Annotated in this window: 17 protein-coding genes; 9 read left to right on the top strand and 8 right to left on the bottom strand. The window is 64.8% G+C overall.

Features of this window, described 5'->3' with window-relative positions:
- Positions 1-496, bottom strand: a 496-nt coding sequence (locus tag ABFA30_RS06935) for a carbon starvation CstA family protein (RefSeq protein ID WP_410045269.1), incomplete at its 3' end; no start/stop codon positions are given.
- A 168-nt stretch (positions 497-664) separates the two neighbouring features.
- On the opposite strand from ABFA30_RS06935, the gene ABFA30_RS06940 reads away from it, so the two are divergent.
- Together ABFA30_RS06940 and ABFA30_RS06945 are read left to right on the top strand one after the other, a co-directional pair.
- A complete protein-coding gene (locus ABFA30_RS06940) occupies positions 665-1,030 on the top strand; it encodes a PilZ domain-containing protein (RefSeq protein WP_225790513.1) in 366 nt (121 codons plus the stop codon).
- A 260-nt stretch (positions 1,031-1,290) separates the two neighbouring features.
- Positions 1,291-2,808, top strand: a complete 1,518-nt coding sequence (locus tag ABFA30_RS06945) for a nucleobase:cation symporter-2 family protein (protein WP_225790514.1) — start codon at positions 1,291-1,293, stop codon at positions 2,806-2,808.
- Positions 2,809-2,924: 116 nt separating this feature from the next.
- On the opposite strand, the gene radA is transcribed toward ABFA30_RS06945, so the two are convergent.
- Complete coding sequence (radA, locus tag ABFA30_RS06950) at positions 2,925-4,292, bottom strand: DNA repair protein RadA (RefSeq protein WP_225790515.1); 1,368 nt, start codon at positions 4,290-4,292, stop codon at positions 2,925-2,927.
- A gap of 176 nt (positions 4,293-4,468) precedes the next feature.
- On the opposite strand from radA, the gene mscL reads away from it, so the two are divergent.
- A complete protein-coding gene (mscL, locus tag ABFA30_RS06955) occupies positions 4,469-4,876 on the top strand; it encodes a large-conductance mechanosensitive channel protein MscL (protein WP_225790516.1) in 408 nt (135 codons plus the stop codon).
- A gap of 81 nt (positions 4,877-4,957) precedes the next feature.
- Here the strand turns inward: mscL and ABFA30_RS06960 are convergent, their stop codons facing one another.
- Positions 4,958-5,734 (bottom strand): ferredoxin--NADP reductase, encoded by a 777-nt coding sequence (locus ABFA30_RS06960; protein WP_225790517.1) that lies wholly within the window; start codon positions 5,732-5,734, stop codon positions 4,958-4,960.
- A gap of 199 nt (positions 5,735-5,933) precedes the next feature.
- Between ABFA30_RS06960 and ABFA30_RS06965 the strand changes: the two genes are divergently transcribed.
- Positions 5,934-6,638 carry an autoinducer binding domain-containing protein gene (locus tag ABFA30_RS06965; RefSeq protein ID WP_225790518.1) on the top strand — a complete coding sequence of 235 codons (705 nt, stop codon included), beginning with the start codon at positions 5,934-5,936 and terminating at the stop codon, positions 6,636-6,638.
- 83 nt (positions 6,639-6,721) lie between these two features.
- A complete protein-coding gene (locus tag ABFA30_RS06970; RefSeq protein ID WP_225790519.1) occupies positions 6,722-7,849 on the top strand; it encodes a methyltransferase in 1,128 nt (375 codons plus the stop codon).
- 81 nt (positions 7,850-7,930) lie between these two features.
- Here ABFA30_RS06970 and ABFA30_RS06975 read toward each other — a convergent pair whose 3' ends face one another.
- Genes ABFA30_RS06975 through ABFA30_RS06985 form a run of 3 tightly spaced genes read right to left on the bottom strand, consistent with a single transcriptional unit; the run spans position 7,931 to position 10,534 of the window.
- Positions 7,931-8,071: a DUF2474 domain-containing protein gene (locus tag ABFA30_RS06975; RefSeq protein WP_225790520.1), complete on the bottom strand. Its 141-nt coding sequence runs from the start codon at positions 8,069-8,071 to the stop codon at positions 7,931-7,933.
- 12 nt (positions 8,072-8,083) lie between these two features.
- On the bottom strand, positions 8,084-9,091 hold the full coding sequence (gene cydB, locus ABFA30_RS06980; RefSeq protein WP_225790521.1) for a cytochrome d ubiquinol oxidase subunit II: 1,008 nt from the start codon (positions 9,089-9,091) through the stop codon (positions 8,084-8,086).
- A gap of 3 nt (positions 9,092-9,094) precedes the next feature.
- Positions 9,095-10,534 carry a cytochrome ubiquinol oxidase subunit I gene (locus ABFA30_RS06985; RefSeq protein WP_410045270.1) on the bottom strand — a complete coding sequence of 480 codons (1,440 nt, stop codon included), beginning with the start codon at positions 10,532-10,534 and terminating at the stop codon, positions 9,095-9,097.
- Positions 10,535-10,937: 403 nt separating this feature from the next.
- On the opposite strand from ABFA30_RS06985, the gene ABFA30_RS06990 reads away from it, so the two are divergent.
- From ABFA30_RS06990 to trmA, 3 genes are all read left to right on the top strand, one after another.
- Positions 10,938-12,158: an MFS transporter gene (locus ABFA30_RS06990; protein WP_410045271.1), complete on the top strand. Its 1,221-nt coding sequence runs from the start codon at positions 10,938-10,940 to the stop codon at positions 12,156-12,158.
- A 192-nt stretch (positions 12,159-12,350) separates the two neighbouring features.
- A complete protein-coding gene (locus tag ABFA30_RS06995; protein ID WP_225790524.1) occupies positions 12,351-13,646 on the top strand; it encodes an NCS2 family permease in 1,296 nt (431 codons plus the stop codon).
- Positions 13,643-14,728: a tRNA (uridine(54)-C5)-methyltransferase TrmA gene (gene trmA, locus ABFA30_RS07000; RefSeq protein ID WP_368816412.1), complete on the top strand. Its 1,086-nt coding sequence runs from the start codon at positions 13,643-13,645 to the stop codon at positions 14,726-14,728. Before ABFA30_RS06995 ends, trmA begins: the two co-directional genes overlap by 4 nt.
- Positions 14,729-14,837: 109 nt before the next feature.
- On the opposite strand, the gene pcaG is transcribed toward trmA, so the two are convergent.
- Both pcaG and pcaH read right to left on the bottom strand, forming a co-directional pair.
- Complete coding sequence (pcaG, locus tag ABFA30_RS07005; protein ID WP_368816411.1) at positions 14,838-15,443, bottom strand: protocatechuate 3,4-dioxygenase subunit alpha; 606 nt, start codon at positions 15,441-15,443, stop codon at positions 14,838-14,840.
- A gap of 10 nt (positions 15,444-15,453) precedes the next feature.
- Complete coding sequence (pcaH, locus tag ABFA30_RS07010) at positions 15,454-16,173, bottom strand: protocatechuate 3,4-dioxygenase subunit beta (RefSeq protein WP_225790527.1); 720 nt, start codon at positions 16,171-16,173, stop codon at positions 15,454-15,456.
- 200 nt (positions 16,174-16,373) lie between these two features.
- Between pcaH and ABFA30_RS07015 the strand changes: the two genes are divergently transcribed.
- Positions 16,374-17,261 carry a neutral zinc metallopeptidase gene (locus ABFA30_RS07015; protein WP_368816410.1) on the top strand — a complete coding sequence of 296 codons (888 nt, stop codon included), beginning with the start codon at positions 16,374-16,376 and terminating at the stop codon, positions 17,259-17,261.
- The last annotated feature ends 145 nt before the right edge of the window (positions 17,262-17,406 follow it).

Here is a 17,406-nt window from a genome sequence, read left to right on the forward strand (position 1 = left end):
CGATGGTGCCCGGAATCCGGCCCATTTCCTCGCGGACCATGTCGCCCAGCGAACGGCCGTTGCGGCGGGTGGACAGGAACAGGACCATGAAGTCCTGCACGGCGCCAGCCAGCACCACGCCGGCGATCAGCCAGAGCGTGCCGGGCAGGTAGCCCATCTGCGCGGCGAGCACCGGACCGACCAGGGGGCCGGCGCCGGCGATGGCGGCGAAGTGGTGGCCGAAGAGGATGTGCTTGTTGGTCGGGACGTAGTCCAGGCCATCGTTGTTGAGGACCGCCGGGGTGGCCCGACGCGGGTCGAGCTGCATCACCTTGGTGGCGATGAACAGGCTGTAGTAGCGGTAGGCGACCAGGTAGATGGCCACGGCGGCGACTACGATCCACAAGGCATTGATCGCCTCGCCGCGACGCAGGGCGACCACACCCAGCGCGCAAGCGCCTATGACCGCCAGCGCCAACCACGGAATGTGGCGTAGCAGGCTATTATTGTTGTTCATGGTTCACTTCCAGCTGGTGGATTGGAAAAAGACCGCCCACCGAGTCTAGGGCGTGTCATCGCGCATTGCCATACTTGCTTTGATCTAGAGCCTCCGCGGCCCGTCAGCGGTACCTGATGCACAGACACAATCAACTATAGTCAGGAAGCACCCCCGGAGGGTCTAGCCATGAGCGAACACGACGAACGCCGCCGCTTCCAGCGCATCGACTTCGACGCCCCCACCGAGCTGCGCCAGGGCACACGGCGCTGGCCGGTGAAACTGCTCGACCTGTCGCTCAAGGGCCTGCTGATCGAGCGTCCCGAGCCGTGGGATGCCGACCTGACCCAGGATTTCGACGCCATCATCCATCTCGACCCGCAGACCCGTGTACAGATGCAGGTGGAATTGCGTCATGAAGAACCCACCCGGCTCGGCTTCATCTGCCTTTATATCGACATCGATTCGATGACCCATTTGCACCGTCTTGTGGAACTGAACGTCGCCGACAGCACCGAAATGATGCGCGAGCTGCGCGAACTCATCGAATATTGATATCTCTTAGCCAGCTAACATTCTTCCCGCCATGTGTTTCCTGTCTACCCAGACAGCTTTCTGTTGGGTAGCAGCTGTGTTGTACACACCCCTCTAGCATCGCCTCTGCCAGCTTGGAACGCATTCTGCATTCCATTTGCCCGCACCTTGCGAACGCCCTTGTCCGCGCTCCGATCAAAATCTTGTATACAATTCTTGTGGTATTTGTTTGTAGGAATTGTCTACAGTAGCGACACAACAATAAACAGAGAGCCTGCTCCATGACTACGTCCCCTAGCACGTCTCCCGCCAAGCGCCCCGAGGATGAATACCTCGGGCTTGGCGCCAACCTGGCCTATGGTCTGCAGCATGTGCTGACCATGTACGGGGGGATCGTGGCCGTGCCCCTGATCCTCGGCCAGGCCGCGGGTCTGGCGCCCGCGGAGATCGGCCTGCTGATCGCCGCCTCGCTGTTCGCCGGTGGCCTGGCCACGCTGTTGCAGACCCTTGGCCTGCCGTTCTTCGGCTGCCAGTTGCCATTGGTGCAAGGGGTGTCCTTCGCCGGTGTCGCCACCATGGGGGCGATCCTCAGCAGTGAAGGCGGCGGTGGCCTGCAGGGCGTGCTCGGCGCGGTCATGGCGGCCTCGCTGATCGGCTTCCTGATCACCCCGGTGTTCTCGCGCATCACCAAGTTCTTCCCGCCGCTGGTCACCGGTATCGTCATCACCACCATCGGCCTGACCCTGATGCCGGTCGCCGCGCGCTGGGTGATGGGCGGCAACAGCGCCTCGCCGGAGTTCGGTAGCATGGCCAACATCGGCCTGGCGGCACTGACCTTCGCCATCGTCCTGCTGCTGAGCAAGCTGGGCAACGCGACCATCTCGCGCCTGTCGATCCTCCTGGCCATGGTGGCAGGTACCCTGATCGCCTGGGCCCTGGGCATGACCGACTTCAGCAAGGTCAGCGAAGGCCCGATGTTCGCCTTCCCCAGCCCGTTCCACTTCGGCATGCCGACCTTCCACATCGCCGCGATCCTGTCGATGTGCATCGTGATAATGGTGACCCTGGTGGAGACCTCGGCCGACATCCTCGCCGTGGGCGAGATCATCGATACCAAGGTCGACTCCAAACGACTGGGCAACGGCCTGCGCGCCGACATGGCCTCGAGCATCCTGGCACCGATCTTCGGCTCCTTCACCCAGAGTGCGTTCGCCCAGAACGTCGGCCTGGTGGCGGTGACCGGGGTCAAGAGCCGCTACGTGGTGGCCACCGGCGGGGTGATCCTGGTGGTGCTCGGCCTGCTGCCGATCATGGGCCGGGTGATCGCCGCGGTACCGACGCCGGTACTGGGCGGTGCAGGCATCGTGTTGTTCGGCACCGTGGCCGCCAGCGGTATCCGCACCCTGTCGAAGGTCAACTACAAGAACAACGTCAACCTGATCATCGTCGCCGCCTCGCTGGGCTTCGGCATGATCCCGATTGCCGCGCCGAACTTCTACCACCACTTCCCGAACTGGTTCGAGACCATTTTCCACTCCGGCATCAGCTCGGCGGCGATCATGGCCATCCTGCTGAACCTGATCTTCAACCACTTCACCGTGGGCAACTCGGACCAGCAATCGGTGTTCGCCGCGGGCTACGAGCGAACCATCCAGTATTCCGACCTCTCGGCCCTGCGTGATGGCGACTACTTCAAGGACGGCAAACTGTTCGATGCCGACGGCAACGAGGTGCCGGTGCTCGAACCTGACGAACAGGGCGACGAGGCGCCCAGGCGCAAGGCGCTGGCAGAGCACTGATCGCCACCTGCGGCGGTCACGCAAGGGGAGCCGATGCGCATCGTCGGCTCCCCTTTTTTCATGTCGCGAAACTATCGGCCCCAATGCCACTTCACTGACCAGCCTTGGGGCTTGGATCACTCGAAGAGTGCATCCAAGGCCTGTTCCAGCCGGGTCACGGCAATCACTTGCAAACCGGCCGGGGCTTCCTTCGGCGCATTGCCCTTGGGCACGATGGCGCGCTTGAAGCCGTGCTTGGCGGCCTCCTTGAGGCGCTCCTGGCCACTGGGCACCGGGCGTACCTCACCGGACAGGCCGATCTCGCCGAACACCAGCAGGCCATCGGCCAGCGGGCGGTTGCGCAGGCTGGACATGACCGCCGCCATCAATGCCAGGTCCGACGCCGTCTCCAGCACCTTGACGCCCCCCACCACATTGAGGAACACGTCCTGATCATGGGTGGGAATACCACCGTGCCGGTGCAACACCGCCAGCAGCATGGCCAGGCGGTTCTGGTCCAGGCCCAGGGTGACCCGGCGCGGGTTGGCCAGGTGGCTGTCGTCCACCAGCGCCTGGACCTCCACCAGCATCGGCCGGGTACCTTCCCAAGTCGCCATGACCACGCTGCCGGGCACTTCCTCCTGGGCGCGGTTGAGGAAGATCGCCGACGGGTTGGAAACCTCCTTGAGGCCCCGGTCGGTCATGCCGAACACGCCCAGCTCGTTGACCGCGCCGAAGCGATTCTTCACCGCCCGCAGCAGACGCAGTCGGCCATCGGACTCACCCTCGAAGTACAGCACGGTGTCGACCATGTGCTCCAGCACCCGTGGACCGGCCAGGGAGCCCTCCTTGGTCACGTGGCCGACCAGGAACACCGCCGTGCCGCTCTGCTTGGCATAGCGCACCAGCAATGCGGTGCTCTCGCGGACCTGGGCCACGCCGCCGGGCGCGGACTGCAGCTGTTCGGTGAAGATGGTCTGGATCGAGTCGATGACCATGACCCGGGGCTTTTCCTGGCGCGCCGTGGCGATGATCGCCTCGATGCAGGTTTCGGTCATCACCTTGAGCTGGTCCTGGGGCAGGCCCAGGCGCCGCGAGCGCATGGCCACCTGCTGCTGGGACTCCTCGCCGGTGACGTACAGCGCCGGCATGCGCGCGGCGACGTTGCACAGGGTCTGCAGCAGAATGGTCGACTTGCCGATCCCCGGGTCGCCGCCGATCAGCACCACCGAACCGTCGACCAGGCCACCACCGAGCACCCGGTCCAGCTCGGTACTGCCAGTGCCGAAACGTGGGATCTCCTCGACGCTGACCTCGGCCAGGGTCTTGATCTGTGCCTGTTGCCCGGCCCAGCCGGCACGCCCGCTGGGCGCCGCGGCACCGCCGCTCTCGATCAGGGTCTCGACCAGGGTGTTCCAGGCCCCGCATTCACCGCACTGGCCGGCCCATTTGGGGAAGGTCGCGCCACACTCGGTGCAGCCATACAAGCGCTTGGCCTTGGCCATGGGCTCAGTCTCCTGGAAAAAATCGCCATGATAGCCGAGCCGGACGTGCCTCGAACGTGCCGGGAAGCGACAAAACTATTCGATCTAACCGCAGTCTCTAGCATCGGCGTAACGCATGAAGCGCATAGCTGGCTTACACTGCGAATACCTTATCCATTTGTTACAAGGAATAAACCATGGGCATGCTCAGTGAATTCAAGGCCTTTGCGGTAAAGGGAAATGTCGTCGACATGGCCGTCGGTATCATTATCGGCGCGGCCTTCGGCAAGATCGTATCGTCCTTCGTGGGCGACGTGGTCATGCCGCCGCTGGGCCTGTTGATCGGTGGGGTGGACTTCAGTGACCTGGCCATCACCCTCAAGGCCGCCGAGGGCGACATCCCCGCGGTGGTGCTGGCTTATGGCAAGTTCATCCAGACGGTGATCGACTTCCTGATCATCGCCTTCGCGATCTTCATGGGCGTGAAGGTGATCAATCGCCTCAAGCGCGAAGAAGCCGAGGCCCCGAGCGCCCCGCCCGTGCCGACGCCCGAGGAGACCCTGCTGACCGAGATCCGCGACCTGCTCAAGAACCGTCAGCCCTGAGCGACTAGCCACGAGCTGCAAGCTGCAAGAAAAAGCCGATCGGTGTGATAGCTGCTTTTTCTTGCAGCTCGTGGCTTGCAGCTACCAGTAGTTCTCCACCGCCACCTGCCCCGGCCGCCGGCTCAGGCTCAACTGCAGGTCGCGCGCCTTCAGCACCTTGCGGGTGTCGTCGATCATGTCCGGGTTACCGCACAGCATGATCCGCGAATGCTCCGGTGACAGCTCCAGCCCCGCTGCCTTCTCCAGTTCGCCATGCTCGATCAGCGTGGTGATCCGCGCATTCAACGCCCCAGGGTACCGCTCGCGGGTGACCACCGGGATGAACTGCAGCTTGCCGGCGAACTCGGCCAGGTAGTCACGCTGCTCCAGGCCGGCGATCAGGTCCAGGTAGGCCAGTTCCTTGGCCTCGCGCACCGAATACACCAGCTTGATATTGTCGAATCGCTCCCAGGCTTCGAAGTCTTGCAGGATCGACATGAACGGCGCGATACCGGTGCCGGTGGCCAGCAACCACAGGTCACGGCCACCCACGAAACGGTCGAGGGTCAGGTAGCCAAAGGCCTGGCGATCGATGAGCAAGTGATCGCCCTCGCCCAGGCGGCTCAGCTCGCTGGTGAACTCGCCGCCCGGCACGACGATGGAGAAGAAGTCGAGGAACTCGTCATGGGGGGCGCTGACCATCGAGTAAGCCCGCCATACCACGCTGCCATCGGCCTTGGTCACGCCCAGACGGGCGAACTGCCCGGAACGGAAACGAAAGCCAGGGTCGCGAGTGACCCGCAGGGTGAACAGATTGGGGGTCAACGGCTGGACGTCGAGCAGGGTCTGGCGGGTGAACTTGTCGGCGCTGGCAGTCATGACGGGCTCCATCGATCAGGAACGCCCAGTGTCGCCCAAAGCGCCGGGGATGAACACCGATGGTTTGTAGGGCCTCGTGCGGCGCTCGTCGGCGAGCACGGTCTATAACAAAATATTCCGAACAAATTGCTAGGTCTTTTCCTACAATCATCCGGTAGCGGAATTTTGGATCCATCTAGAGTCCAGAGGGAGCCGACTCATGCCACAGTGGAAAACCCAACAACTGCAATTGCTGCTCGAGGAGCGGGAGCCACAACGACTGTTCGATCGCGCCCTTGGCCTGGTCCAAGATCTGGACATGACCTACCTGGGCCTGGCGCTGTACCTGCCCATCGCCGCCCATCCTCCGCAGGTGGTGCGCTACAACAACTATCCAGGCGAATGGAACGCCCACTGCCAGGGCGGCGAAGCGCTGCGCGAAGACCCGGTCGTCAACAGATGCCATCGCACCACGATGCCCGTCCTCTGGCACGATGAGTTGTACCACGAGGTTCCCCACCTGCGCGAAACGGCCTGCAGCCATGGTTTGTGTCACGGCTGGACACAATCGGTGCACGACCTGCAGCACAACGAAACCCAACTGAGCGTGGCCAGGCCACAAGGAGCGATCGACACCGCCGAATTCTACGAGAAGGCCGCCCAGGTGCTCTGGCTGTGCAATAGCCTGCATGCCCTGCTCTGCGAGTATCACCTGGCGCGGCTCGCCCCCGAGCCCAGCCTGAGCGACCGGGAGCTGGAGGTCCTCAAGTGGTCCGCCGCCGGCAAGACCGCCTCGGACATCGCCTGCATCCTTTCGCTGTCGACCAGCACCGTGAACTTCCACATCCGCAGCGTGATCACCAAGACCAACGCCGCCAACAAGGCCGGAGCGATCGCCATCGCCGCCACCCGCGGCCTGCTCTGACGCCAGGCACAAAGCCCTGTAGAATCGCGCACCTGAAGCTCGTCGTGGCCTGCGATGGGCAGTTTCGCACCCGAGCCAACGCCATGCCCCTGCTGACCAGCCCCTTCGCCGAACTCGACCTGATCCGCCAGCCGGAACAGGCCAACGATCCCCTGCAAGCCTTCGATGCCGCGGACCACTACCTGCTGGAGCACCTGGCCGGCCAGGCACCGGGGGCCGGTTGCCGGGTACTGGTGCTCAATGACAGCTTCGGGGCCCTGGCCGCCAGCCTGGCCGGGCACCTGGACGTGGTCAGCAGTGGCGACTCGCACCTGGCCCACCTGGCCCTGGAAAAGAACCTGGTACGCAATGGCAAGCCCTACGACAGCGTGCCCTTCGTGCCCGCCAGCGAACGCTGGCAGGGCCCGTTCGATCGGGTACTGGTGCGTGTGCCCAAGGCCCTCGCCCTGCTCGAAGAGCAGTTGATCCGCCTGCAGGGCCACCTGGCGCCAGGCGCCCAGGTGATCGCCGGCGCCATGATCAAGCATCTGCCGCGTGCCGCAGGCGACCTGATGGAAAAGTACATCGGCCCGGTGCAGGCTTCGCTGGCCCAGAAAAAGGCACGCCTGCTCACGGCCAGCGTCGTCGACGAGCGTCCCGCCGCGCGTTCGCCCTACCCCACCCGCTACCGCCTGGAATCCCCCGCCCTGGAGCTGGTCAACCATGCCAATGTGTTCTGCCGCGAAGGGCTGGACATCGGTACCCGTGCCTTCCTGCCGCACCTGCCCCGCGACCTTGGCCAGGCCCGTGTCGCCGACCTGGGCTGCGGCAATGGCGTGCTGGCGATCGCCAGTGCCCTGGCCAACCCCGACGCGCACTACACGCTGGTGGATGAGTCGTACATGGCCGTGCAGTCGGCCCGGGAGAACTGGCGAGCGGCGCTGGGCGAACGCGAGGTAACGATCCGCCCCGCCGATGGCCTGGCCGGGCAGGACAAGCAGTCGCTGGACGTGGTGCTGTGCAACCCGCCGTTCCACCAGCAGCAGGTGGTCGGCGATTTCCTTGCCTGGCGCATGTTCCAGCAGGCCCGTGAAGCGCTGGTGATCGGGGGCGCGCTGTACATCGTCGGCAACCGCCATCTGGGTTATCACAGCAAACTGGCGCGGTTGTTCCGTGGGGTAGAGCAGGTGGCGGCGACGCCGAAGTTCGTGGTGCTCAAGGCGCGCAAGTAGGGCCTATCAATGCAGATCCGTTAGCGTTTCTGCTGCCATTTGGGGCTGCTTCGCAGCCCCTGTTCTGGCCCCCCGAGGGACTCAATGCGTACTGAGCCCCGCCGCACTCATGAACATCCTCATCAGCCAGGCCACCACCCCAAGGGCGGCGACGCTGGCCGCCCAGATCAGCACCAGCCAACCCAGGCGCTGCCACAGTGGCTTTTTCTCTCCAACGTTCATCGCCGCGCCCCCTCAGTGATAGCCCTGATCATGGGTCACCTTGCCACGGAACACGTAGTAGCTCCAGAAGGTGTACCCCAGGATGAACGGCAGGATGAACAACGTGCCCACCAGCATGAAGCCCTGGCTCTGCGGCGGAGCCGCGGCATCCCAGATGGAGATCGACGGCGGGATGATGTTCGGCCACAGGCTGATGCCCAGGCCGCTGTAGCCGAGGAAGATCAGCACCAGGGTCAGCACGAACGGGGTGTAGTGGGCATTGCGTGCCACCGCCCGCAGCAGCCCGTAGAAGGTCACCAGCACCAGGATCGGCACCGGCATGAACCAGATCAGGTTGGGCAGGCTGAACCAGCGCTCGGCGATCTGCGGATAGGCCAACGGCGTCCACAGGCTGACGATACCGATCACCACCAGTAGCACCAGCGCCAGGGGCCGAGCCAGGTCATGCATCTGCTGCTGCAGCGGGCCTTCGGTCTTCATGATCAGCCAGGTGCAACCGAGCAAGGTGTAGGCGACGATCAGGCCAAGCCCGCTGAACAGGCTGAACGGGGTGAGCCAGTCCAGCGAACCACCGGCATAGTGGCGATCGACCACCTTGAAGCCTTCGATGAAGGCACCCAGGGCCACGCCCTGGAAGAAGGTGGCGACCAGCGACCCCCAGATGAAGGCCTTGTCCCAGATGTGGCGCTTGGCGGCCGTGGCCTTGAAGCGGAACTCGAACGCCACGCCGCGGAAGATCAGCCCCACCAGCATGAGGATCAGCGGCAGGTACAGCGCCTCCAACACCACCGAATAGGCCATGGGGAACGCACCGAACAGTCCGGCGCCGCCCAGCACCAGCCAGGTTTCGTTGCCGTCCCATACCGGGGCGACGGTGTTCATCATCACGTCACGGTCACGCTCGCCCTTGACGAAGGGGAAGAGCATGCCGATCCCTAAGTCGAAGCCATCCATCACCACGTACATCATGACGCCGAAGATGATGATCACGGCCCAGATCAACGGAAGATCGATACCCATGGCTCAGTTCCCCTTGTTCAGGCTGGCGGCGTCGGCATCGATGCCGTCGTCATCGGCGGCGGACAACGGCCGTGCCGGCGTGCGTTTCTGCCCCGGCCCACCGGGTTTGTGCTCGTCGCCCTCGCCGGTCTGCGGCCCCTTGCGCACCAGGCGCATCATGTAGCCCAGGCCCGTGCCGAACAGGGCGAAGTAGACCACCACGAAAATCACCAGGGTCAGGCCGAGCTGGGTGTAGCTGTGGTTGGACACGCCATCGGCGGTCCGCATCAGGCCGTAGACCACCCAGGGCTGGCGGCCGACCTCGGTGGTGAACCAGCCGGCAAGGATGGCGATCAGGCCCGACGGGCCCATCCACAGGGTCAGGTAAAGGAACGGCCGCGAACTGTACAGCGTGCCGCGCTTTCGCAGCCACAGGCTCCACAGGCCGACGAAGATCATCAGCAGGCCCAGGCCGACCATGATGCGGAACGACCAGAACACGATGGTCGAGTTGGGCCGGTCCTCGGGCGGGAACTCCTTCATCGCCGGGACCTGCTTGTCCAGGCTGTGGGTCAGGATCAGGCTGCCCAGGGCCGGGATCTCGATCTTGAAGCGGGTGGTCTCGGCCTGCATGTCGGGATTGCCGAACAGGATCAGCGGCGTCGGCTCGCCAGGCACGTTCTCCCAGTGGCCTTCGATGGCCGCGATCTTCACAGGCTGGTGCTTGAGTGTATTGAGGCCGTGGAAGTCACCGATCACCGCCTGGATCGGGGCAACGATCAGGGCCATCCACATGGCCATCGAGAGCATCTTGCGCACGGCCGGGTTGTCACGCCCGCGCAGCAGGTGCCAGGCGGCCGAGGCGCCGACGAAGAAGGCCGTGGCGACGAACGCAGCGGTGGCCATGTGCATCAGGCGGAAGGGGAAGGACGGGTTGAAGATCACCGCCAGCCAGTCTACCGGCACCACCCGACCATCGATGATCTCGTGGCCCTGGGGGGTCTGCATCCAGCTGTTGGAGGCGAGGATCCAGAAGGTCGACACCAGGGTGCCGAGGGCGACCATCAGCGTGGAGAAGAAGTGCAACCCCCGACCGACACGGTTCCAGCCGAACAGCATGACGCCGAGGAAGCCCGCCTCGAGGAAGAAAGCGGTCAGCACCTCGTAGGTCAGCAAGGGGCCGGTGATGGCGCCGGCGAAATCGGAGAAACGGCTCCAGTTGGTGCCGAACTGGTAGGCCATGACCAGGCCGGAGACCACGCCCATGCCGAAGTTGACGGCGAAGATCTTCGACCAGAAGTGGTAGAGGTCACGGTAGACGTTGTTGCCGGTCTTCAGCCAGAGGCCTTCGAGAACCGCCAGGTAGCTCGCCAGGCCAATGGTGATGGCTGGGAACAGGATGTGGAAGGATACGGTAAACGCAAACTGGATTCGGGCGAGCTCCAAGGCCTCTAAACCGAACATAGTGCTTCCTCTTCAGGTAATCCGGCGTCCAGGCCGATGGCCTTCACGCCCACAGCCCCCACGGTTATCGAGTGCGGCGCGCTGGAATTGTTCTGTTCGATCGCAGGGAGTCCGGCCATCAGGCCGAATCGTTGCATCTGGAACTATTGATCCAGGTCAACGACTGCTGGAAAGCATAGACGCGAATGGCCGGATGGGGCGTGTGGTTGATTGCCGCGTGACCGGTTGCCTCACCCGGTTGCAAACGGGCGGCCTGGATGATCCCGTTGGCTGCCTTGCAGCCCATCGCCGGCAAGCCCCACACAGGGGCCTTCGTCAGCGCATGCCCTCTGAAGAAGTAACTATTTGTTACAGCCAGATGATACCCTGCATCCCCCTCTACCACCGAGGTTGCAGATCTGCGATGCCCGACTCCACCCCGCTGCTGTTGCGCCACCACCGCCCTTTCCTCGCCTTCTGGCTGGCCCGTGTGTTCACCGCCAGCGGCTTCCAGATGCTCACCGTGGCCATCGGCTGGCACCTCTACCAGTTGACCGGCAACGTCCTGGACCTGGGCTGGGTCGGCCTGGTGGAGTTCGCGCCGCGGGTGCTGTTCATGCTGCACACCGGCCACGTGGCCGATCGTTACGACCGCCGCCGTGTCGCCGCCCTGTGCCAGACCCTGCAGGCCTCGATCGCCCTGGCCCTGGCAGTGGGCAGCGCCACCGACAATGTCAGCCGCGAGCTGATCTTCATCCTCGCCTTCCTGCTCGGCGCCACTCGCTCCTTCGAAATGCCGGCGACCCAGGCCCTGCTGCCCAATGTCGTACCGCCAGGGCTGTTTCCGCGAGCCGTGGCAGCCTCGGCCTCGGCGACCCAGTCAGCGACCATCGTCGCCCCGGCCGTGGGTGGTTTCCTCTATGCCTTCGGCAGCCTCTGGGTGTATGCGCCGACGGTCGCCCTGTACACCATCGCCTGCCTGCTGACCCTGAGCCTCGACGCTCGCCAGCAACTCCCCCAGCGCGGCCGCGCCAACCTCGAATCGCTGCTGGCCGGCATCCGTTTCATCCGCAGCCGCCGGGACATCTTCGGGGCCATTTCCCTGGATCTGTTCGCCGTGCTGCTCGGTGGCGCCACGGCGCTGCTGCCGGTATTCGCCAAGGACATCCTGCTCACCGGCGCCTGGGGCCTGGGCCTGCTGCGCTCGGCGCCGGCGGTGGGGGCGCTGATGATGTCGCTGTGGCTGGCGCGCTTCCCGGTGGAGCGCAAGGTGGGCCTGATCATGTTCACCGCCGTCGGCGTGTTCGGCGTGGCGACCATCGCCTTCGGCCTGTCCACCTCGTTCTGGTTCTCCCTGGCCGTGCTGGTGGTGCTCGGTGCGGCCGACATGATCAGCATGGTCATCCGCGGTGCCTTCGTGCAGTTGGAGACGCCGGATGAGATGCGCGGGCGGGTCAGTGCGGTGAACGGCTTGTTCATCGGCGCCTCCAACCAACTCGGGGAGTTCGAGTCAGGGGTGACGGCGCACTGGTTCGGCACGGTGCCGGCGGTGGTGCTGGGCGGCGTGGGCACGCTGGTGGTGACCGGGATGTGGATGAAACTGTTCCCGACCCTGGCCAAGCGCGACCGGTTGCACGAAGGCTAGGCATGTGCCGAGCCTGTGCCGCGGTATGCCACCCACCCCGCCCGTCCCGGCGCCCATAGGCCCCCGCCATCCATGCTGGTATGATGCGCGGCTTTTTTCAGCCCCACGCAAATCCACGGCATCCGCTACGGTCTGTGCTTTGCTGATGGGGTCGATACATTCACGGCGCCGGGGGCGCCTTGGGGAGCGGGCATGCTGGAAAGGCTGTTTCAACTAAGAGCACACAACACCAACGTGCGCACCGAGATACTCGCGGGCGTCACCACCTTCCTGGCCATGGCCTACATCCTGTTCGTCAACCCGAGCATCCTCGGCGAGACCGGCATGGACAAGGGTGCGATCTTCGTCGCCACCTGCCTGGCCGCGGCCATCGGCTCAGCGACCATGGGCCTGATCGCCAACTACCCGATCGCCCTGGCGCCCGGCATGGGCCTGAACGCCTTCTTCACCTATACCGTGGTCCTGCACATGGGTCACACCTGGCAGGTCGCGCTGGGTGCGGTGTTCCTCTCGGCGGTGCTGTTCTTCCTGCTGTCGATCTTCCGTATCCGCGAGTGGATCGTGAACAGCATCCCGCTGCCGCTGCGCTCGGCCATCGCGGCGGGCATCGGCCTGTTCCTGGCGCTGATCGCCCTGCACAACGCCGGCATCGTGGTCGACAACCCGGCGACCCTGGTGGGCCTGGGTGACCTCAAGCAACCCGCGCCGATCCTGGCGACCCTTGGCTTCTTCCTGATCGTCGCGCTCGAATCGCTGAAGGTGCGCGGCGCGGTGCTGATCGGCATCCTCGCGATCACCCTGGCCTCGATCCTGCTGGGCGTGACGCCGTTCGGCGGCATCGTCTCCATGCCACCGTCGCTGGCGCCGACCTTCCTGCAGCTGGACATCGCCGGCGCCCTCGACGTGGGCCTGGTCAGCGTGATCTTCGCCTTCCTGTTCGTCGACCTGTTCGACAATTCCGGCACCCTGATCGGCGTGGCCAAGCGCGCGGGGCTGATGGGCAAGGACGGCTACATGCCGAAGATGGGCCGAGCCCTGATCGCCGACAGTACCGCGGCCATGGCCGGCTCCCTGCTGGGCACCTCGACCACCACCAGCTACATCGAATCCGCCGCGGGCGTGAGTGCGGGCGGGCGTACGGGCCTGACCGCCATCGTGGTCGCCATGCTGTTCCTCCTGGCGCTGTTCTTCGCCCCACTGGCCGGCAGCGTACCGGCCTTCGCCACCGCCCCGGCGCTGCTGTTCGTCGCGGTGCTGATGGCCTCGGGCCTGGCGGAAATAAACTGGGACGACGTCACCGAGGCCGCGCCCGTGGTGGTCACCGCCCTGGCCATGCCGCTGACCTACTCGATCGCCAACGGCATCGCCTTCGGTTTCATCGCCTGGACCGCCGTCAAGCTGATCTCCGGTCGCTACCGCGACCTGAACTCGGCCCTGGTGATCCTGTCCATCCTGTTCGTCATCAAGCTGGGCTGGCTCAACGCATGAGTGCTGTCTTCGATCCTTCCACCTATGCCACGCAACTGGACGCCAAGGTCACCCGCCTGCGCGAGCTGCTGGCACCGTTCGACGCGCCGGAACCGGCCGTGTTCGACTCGCCGCGCGAGCACTATCGCCTGCGCGCCGAATTCCGCCTGTGGCGCGAGGACGGCCAGCGCCACTACGCGATGTTCGCCCCGGGCGAGAAGCACACGCCGATCCTGATCGACGACTTCCCCATCGCCAGCCAGCGGATCAATGCCTTGATGCCGCGCCTGAAAGCCGCCTGGCAGGCCAGCGAGGCGCTGAGCAACCGGCTGTTCCAGGTGGAGTTCCTCACCACCCTGGCCGGCGATGCCATGGTCACCCTGTGCTACCACCGCCCGCTGGACGAAGCCTGGGAAATCGCCGCGCGACAGTTGGCCGACGAGCTGGGCGTCAGCATCATCGGCCGTTCCAAGGGCAAGCGCCTGGTCATCGGCCGCGACTATGCCGTGGAAAGACTCGAGGTGGCCGGCCGCGTGTTCAGCTACCGCCAGCCGGAAGGCGCCTTCACCCAGCCCAACGGCGCGGTGAACCAGAAGATGCTGGGCTGGGCCTTCGAGGCCATGGGCGAGCGTGATGACGACCTGCTGGAGCTGTACTGCGGCAACGGCAACTTCACCCTGCCGCTGGCCACCCGCGCGCGCCAGGTGCTGGCCACCGAGATCAGCAAGACCTCGGTCAATGCCGCGCTGAGCAACCTGGATGAGAACGGTGTGGATAACGTTCGGCTGGTGCGCCTGTCGGCCGAAGAGCTGACCCAGGCCCTGAACGAGGTTCGCCCGTTCCGCCGGCTCGAAGGCATCGACCTGAAGGGCTATGCGTTCGGCACGGTGTTCGTCGACCCGCCGCGTGCCGGCATGGACCCGGACACCTGCGAACTGGCCCGGCGCTTCGAGCGCATCCTGTACATCTCGTGCAACCCCGAGACCCTGGCGGCGAACATCGCCCAGTTGCACGACACCCACCGCATCGAGCGCTGCGCGCTGTTCGACCAGTTCCCGTATACCCACCACATGGAAAGCGGCGTGCTGCTGGTACGGCGCTGACCGCACGGGCGCTATCGCCGGCAAGCAGGCTTCCACAGGCAATGCGCTGAGCTTGAGGGCTACGCGGTGCCTGTGGAAACCAGCTTGCCGGCGATGCTTTTCCGGTGCATCAGAAGTCGAAGAACACCGTCTCTCCTTCTCCCTGAATGCGGATATCGAAGCGATACGCCGCCTGGCCTTCCACCTCGCAGCGCCTGGCGATCAGCGTCTCGCGCCGCTGCGGCTGCTCGATCAGGTTGAGCACCGGGCACGTGGCGTTGGCCTCGGCCTCATCGTCGAAATACAACCGCGTATGCAGGTGGATGTTGATGCCACGGGCGAACAGGCTGATGTTGATATGCGGCGCCATGGGTACGCCCGCGGCATTCTTCACCACCCCTGGCTTGACCGTGTGCAGGGTCCACTCGCCGGCGTCGAAGGTGGTGGCGGTGCGGCCGAAGCTGTTGAAGGCGTTTTCCAGGTTGTAGTGGTCCTGGTACTCGCCGCTGGCGTCGGCTTGCCAGAACTCCAGGAACGAATCGCGCACCAGGTGGCCGTTGCCGTCATACACGTGGCCGATCAACAGGATGTGCTCGCCCGGCGCGTGCGGCTTGGCCAGGCGGTTCCAGATCTCCTGGTCGCGGGTCGGGTTGCCGGCCGCCGCCAGGGCGAGGCCGATATGCACGTAGGGGCCGGCGGTCTGCGAAGGGGTTTCCGGCAGCAGTTCGATAGGCATGGCAGGCTCCTCAGCAGTTCTCGAAGTGGCTCTTGCGCTGGCCGCGCAGCACGATGTCGAAGCGATAGGCCAGGCAGTCCATGGGGTTGGCGTTGCTCATGTCGAGCTTGGCGATCAGCCGCTGTACCGCGTCGGGGTTGGCGATCGACTTGACGATCGGGCACAGCGGGATCAGCGGGTCGCCTTCGAAATACAGCTGGGTGATCAGCCGGGTGGCGATCGACGGGCCGCTGATCGACACATGGATATGCGCCGGACGCCAATCGTTGGGGCCGTTGCGCCAGGGGTAGGGGCCAGGCTTGATGGTGCGGAAGCTGTAGTAGCCGTCGCGGTCGGTCAAGCAGCGGCCAACACCGCCGAAATTCGGGTCCAGCGGCGCCAGGTAGCGATCGTTCTTGTGCCGGTAGCGACCACCGGCGTTGGCCTGCCACATCTCCACCAGGGTGTTGGGCACCGGCGTGCCGTACTGGTCGAGCACACGCCCGGCCACGATGATGCGCTCGCCGATCGGCAGGCCGCCATGGTTGAAATTCAGCAGCAGATCGTTGTCGTGGGGGCCGAAACCGAGGTGGGAAAAGTCCGGGCCGGTGCTTTCGCTGATCGATTGCGGGATGCTCACCAAGGCTTGGCGCGGGGAGCGTGCCACGGACGTCTTGTAGTCGGGGGTGAAGGCCTTGGGGTGCCAGTTGCGATCACGGATCACGAAGCGGCGGGTGTCCTGGGCGGGCATGCCGTTTTCCTCTCTTGGAATTATGGAGTCGCCTGTGCGTGGCAGGCTGGCCTGCAGTTTCGAACAGGCCGGGCAGCGTGAATATTGAAAACATGCCGACCATCCATAACCTTTTGGTTATGGATGCACACGCCGGCTGACAGGCGCAGCGACACTGAACTAATCTTTGTCTTCATGTTTCACGCTCCGGAGAGCATTTCATGGAATGGCGAAAAGGCCGACGCAGCGACAACGTAGTCGATGCCCGCGGCGCAGGTGGTGGCGGCGGCATGCGTTTTGGCGGCGGCAAGGGGTTGGGGCTTGGCGCGATCCTGCTGATCGTGGGGATCGGCTGGATCACCGGGCAGGATCCGTTGCAGATCCTCGGCCAGATCGCCGGCCAGATGGAGCAGCAACAGCAGCAGGTCCCTGCCGGGGCGGGTGGCAAGGCACCGCCGGCCAACGACGAGCAGGCCGAGTTCGTCGCCTCGATCCTCGGCGACACCGAAGATACCTGGAAAGCCCTGTTCGCCCAGGCCGGCAAACAGTACCGCGACCCCAAGCTGGTGCTGTTCAGCGGCCAGGTCAGCTCGGCCTGCGGTTTCGCCTCCTCGGCGGTCGGACCGTTCTACTGCCCGGCCGACCAACGGGTGTACCTGGACATGACGTTCTTCCGCGAAATGGAAACCCGCTTCGCCGCCGCCGGCGACTTCGCCCAGGCCTATGTGATCGCCCATGAGATCGGCCACCATGTGCAGACCCTGCTGGGGGTCTCTGCCCAGGTCGACGCTGCCCGCCGCAGTGGCCAGCGCATGGAGGGCGACAACGGCCTGCTGGTGCGCCAGGAGCTGCAGGCCGACTGCCTGGCCGGGGTCTGGGCCTACCAGGCGCAGAAACGCCTGAACTGGCTGGAGCCGGGCGATGTCGAGGAAGCCCTCAACGCCGCCAATGCCATCGGCGACGACCGCCTGCAGCAGCGCGGCCAGGGCCGCGTGGTGCCGGACTCGTTCACCCATGGCACCTCGGCCCAGCGCGTGCGCTGGTTCAAGGCCGGTTTTTCCAGCGGCGACGTCAATCGCTGCGATACCTTCAACGCACGCAGCCTCTGAAACCGACCTAAACCCCATTCGCGGCGCTCCGACGTCCCGGCAAGCCCGCGAATGGGGCGCAGAGCGCCCTCCGCGATCTCCCGCACGCAAACGTTTCAAATGTTCTCGAAAAAGCGTTTCAGCTTCGGCCCTGCTTGCCGATAAC

It is taken from the genome of Pseudomonas sp. HLMP (assembly GCF_046365545.1).
Taxonomy (GTDB): domain Bacteria; phylum Pseudomonadota; class Gammaproteobacteria; order Pseudomonadales; family Pseudomonadaceae; genus Aquipseudomonas; species Aquipseudomonas guariconensis_B.

Coding starts and splice junctions, on each gene's coding strand:
- pcaH (WP_225790527.1), bottom strand. CDS start 16,173: ATGCCCGCCCAGGACACCCGCCGCTTCGTGATCCGTGATCGCAACTGG.
- ABFA30_RS06970 (WP_225790519.1), top strand. CDS start 6,722: ATGCCCCTGCTGACCAGCCCCTTCGCCGAACTCGACCTGATCCGCCAG.
- ABFA30_RS06960 (WP_225790517.1), bottom strand. CDS start 5,734: ATGACTGCCAGCGCCGACAAGTTCACCCGCCAGACCCTGCTCGACGTC.
- ABFA30_RS06990 (WP_410045271.1), top strand. CDS start 10,938: ATGCCCGACTCCACCCCGCTGCTGTTGCGCCACCACCGCCCTTTCCTC.
- ABFA30_RS06975 (WP_225790520.1), bottom strand. CDS start 8,071: ATGAACGTTGGAGAGAAAAAGCCACTGTGGCAGCGCCTGGGTTGGCTG.
- ABFA30_RS06965 (WP_225790518.1), top strand. CDS start 5,934: ATGCCACAGTGGAAAACCCAACAACTGCAATTGCTGCTCGAGGAGCGG.
- pcaG (WP_368816411.1), bottom strand. CDS start 15,443: ATGCCTATCGAACTGCTGCCGGAAACCCCTTCGCAGACCGCCGGCCCC.
- mscL (WP_225790516.1), top strand. CDS start 4,469: ATGGGCATGCTCAGTGAATTCAAGGCCTTTGCGGTAAAGGGAAATGTC.
- ABFA30_RS06945 (WP_225790514.1), top strand. CDS start 1,291: ATGACTACGTCCCCTAGCACGTCTCCCGCCAAGCGCCCCGAGGATGAA.
- ABFA30_RS07015 (WP_368816410.1), top strand. CDS start 16,374: ATGGAATGGCGAAAAGGCCGACGCAGCGACAACGTAGTCGATGCCCGC.
- ABFA30_RS06995 (WP_225790524.1), top strand. CDS start 12,351: ATGCTGGAAAGGCTGTTTCAACTAAGAGCACACAACACCAACGTGCGC.
- radA (WP_225790515.1), bottom strand. CDS start 4,292: ATGGCCAAGGCCAAGCGCTTGTATGGCTGCACCGAGTGTGGCGCGACC.
- ABFA30_RS06940 (WP_225790513.1), top strand. CDS start 665: ATGAGCGAACACGACGAACGCCGCCGCTTCCAGCGCATCGACTTCGAC.
- cydB (WP_225790521.1), bottom strand. CDS start 9,091: ATGGGTATCGATCTTCCGTTGATCTGGGCCGTGATCATCATCTTCGGC.
- ABFA30_RS06985 (WP_410045270.1), bottom strand. CDS start 10,534: ATGTTCGGTTTAGAGGCCTTGGAGCTCGCCCGAATCCAGTTTGCGTTT.
- trmA (WP_368816412.1), top strand. CDS start 13,643: ATGAGTGCTGTCTTCGATCCTTCCACCTATGCCACGCAACTGGACGCC.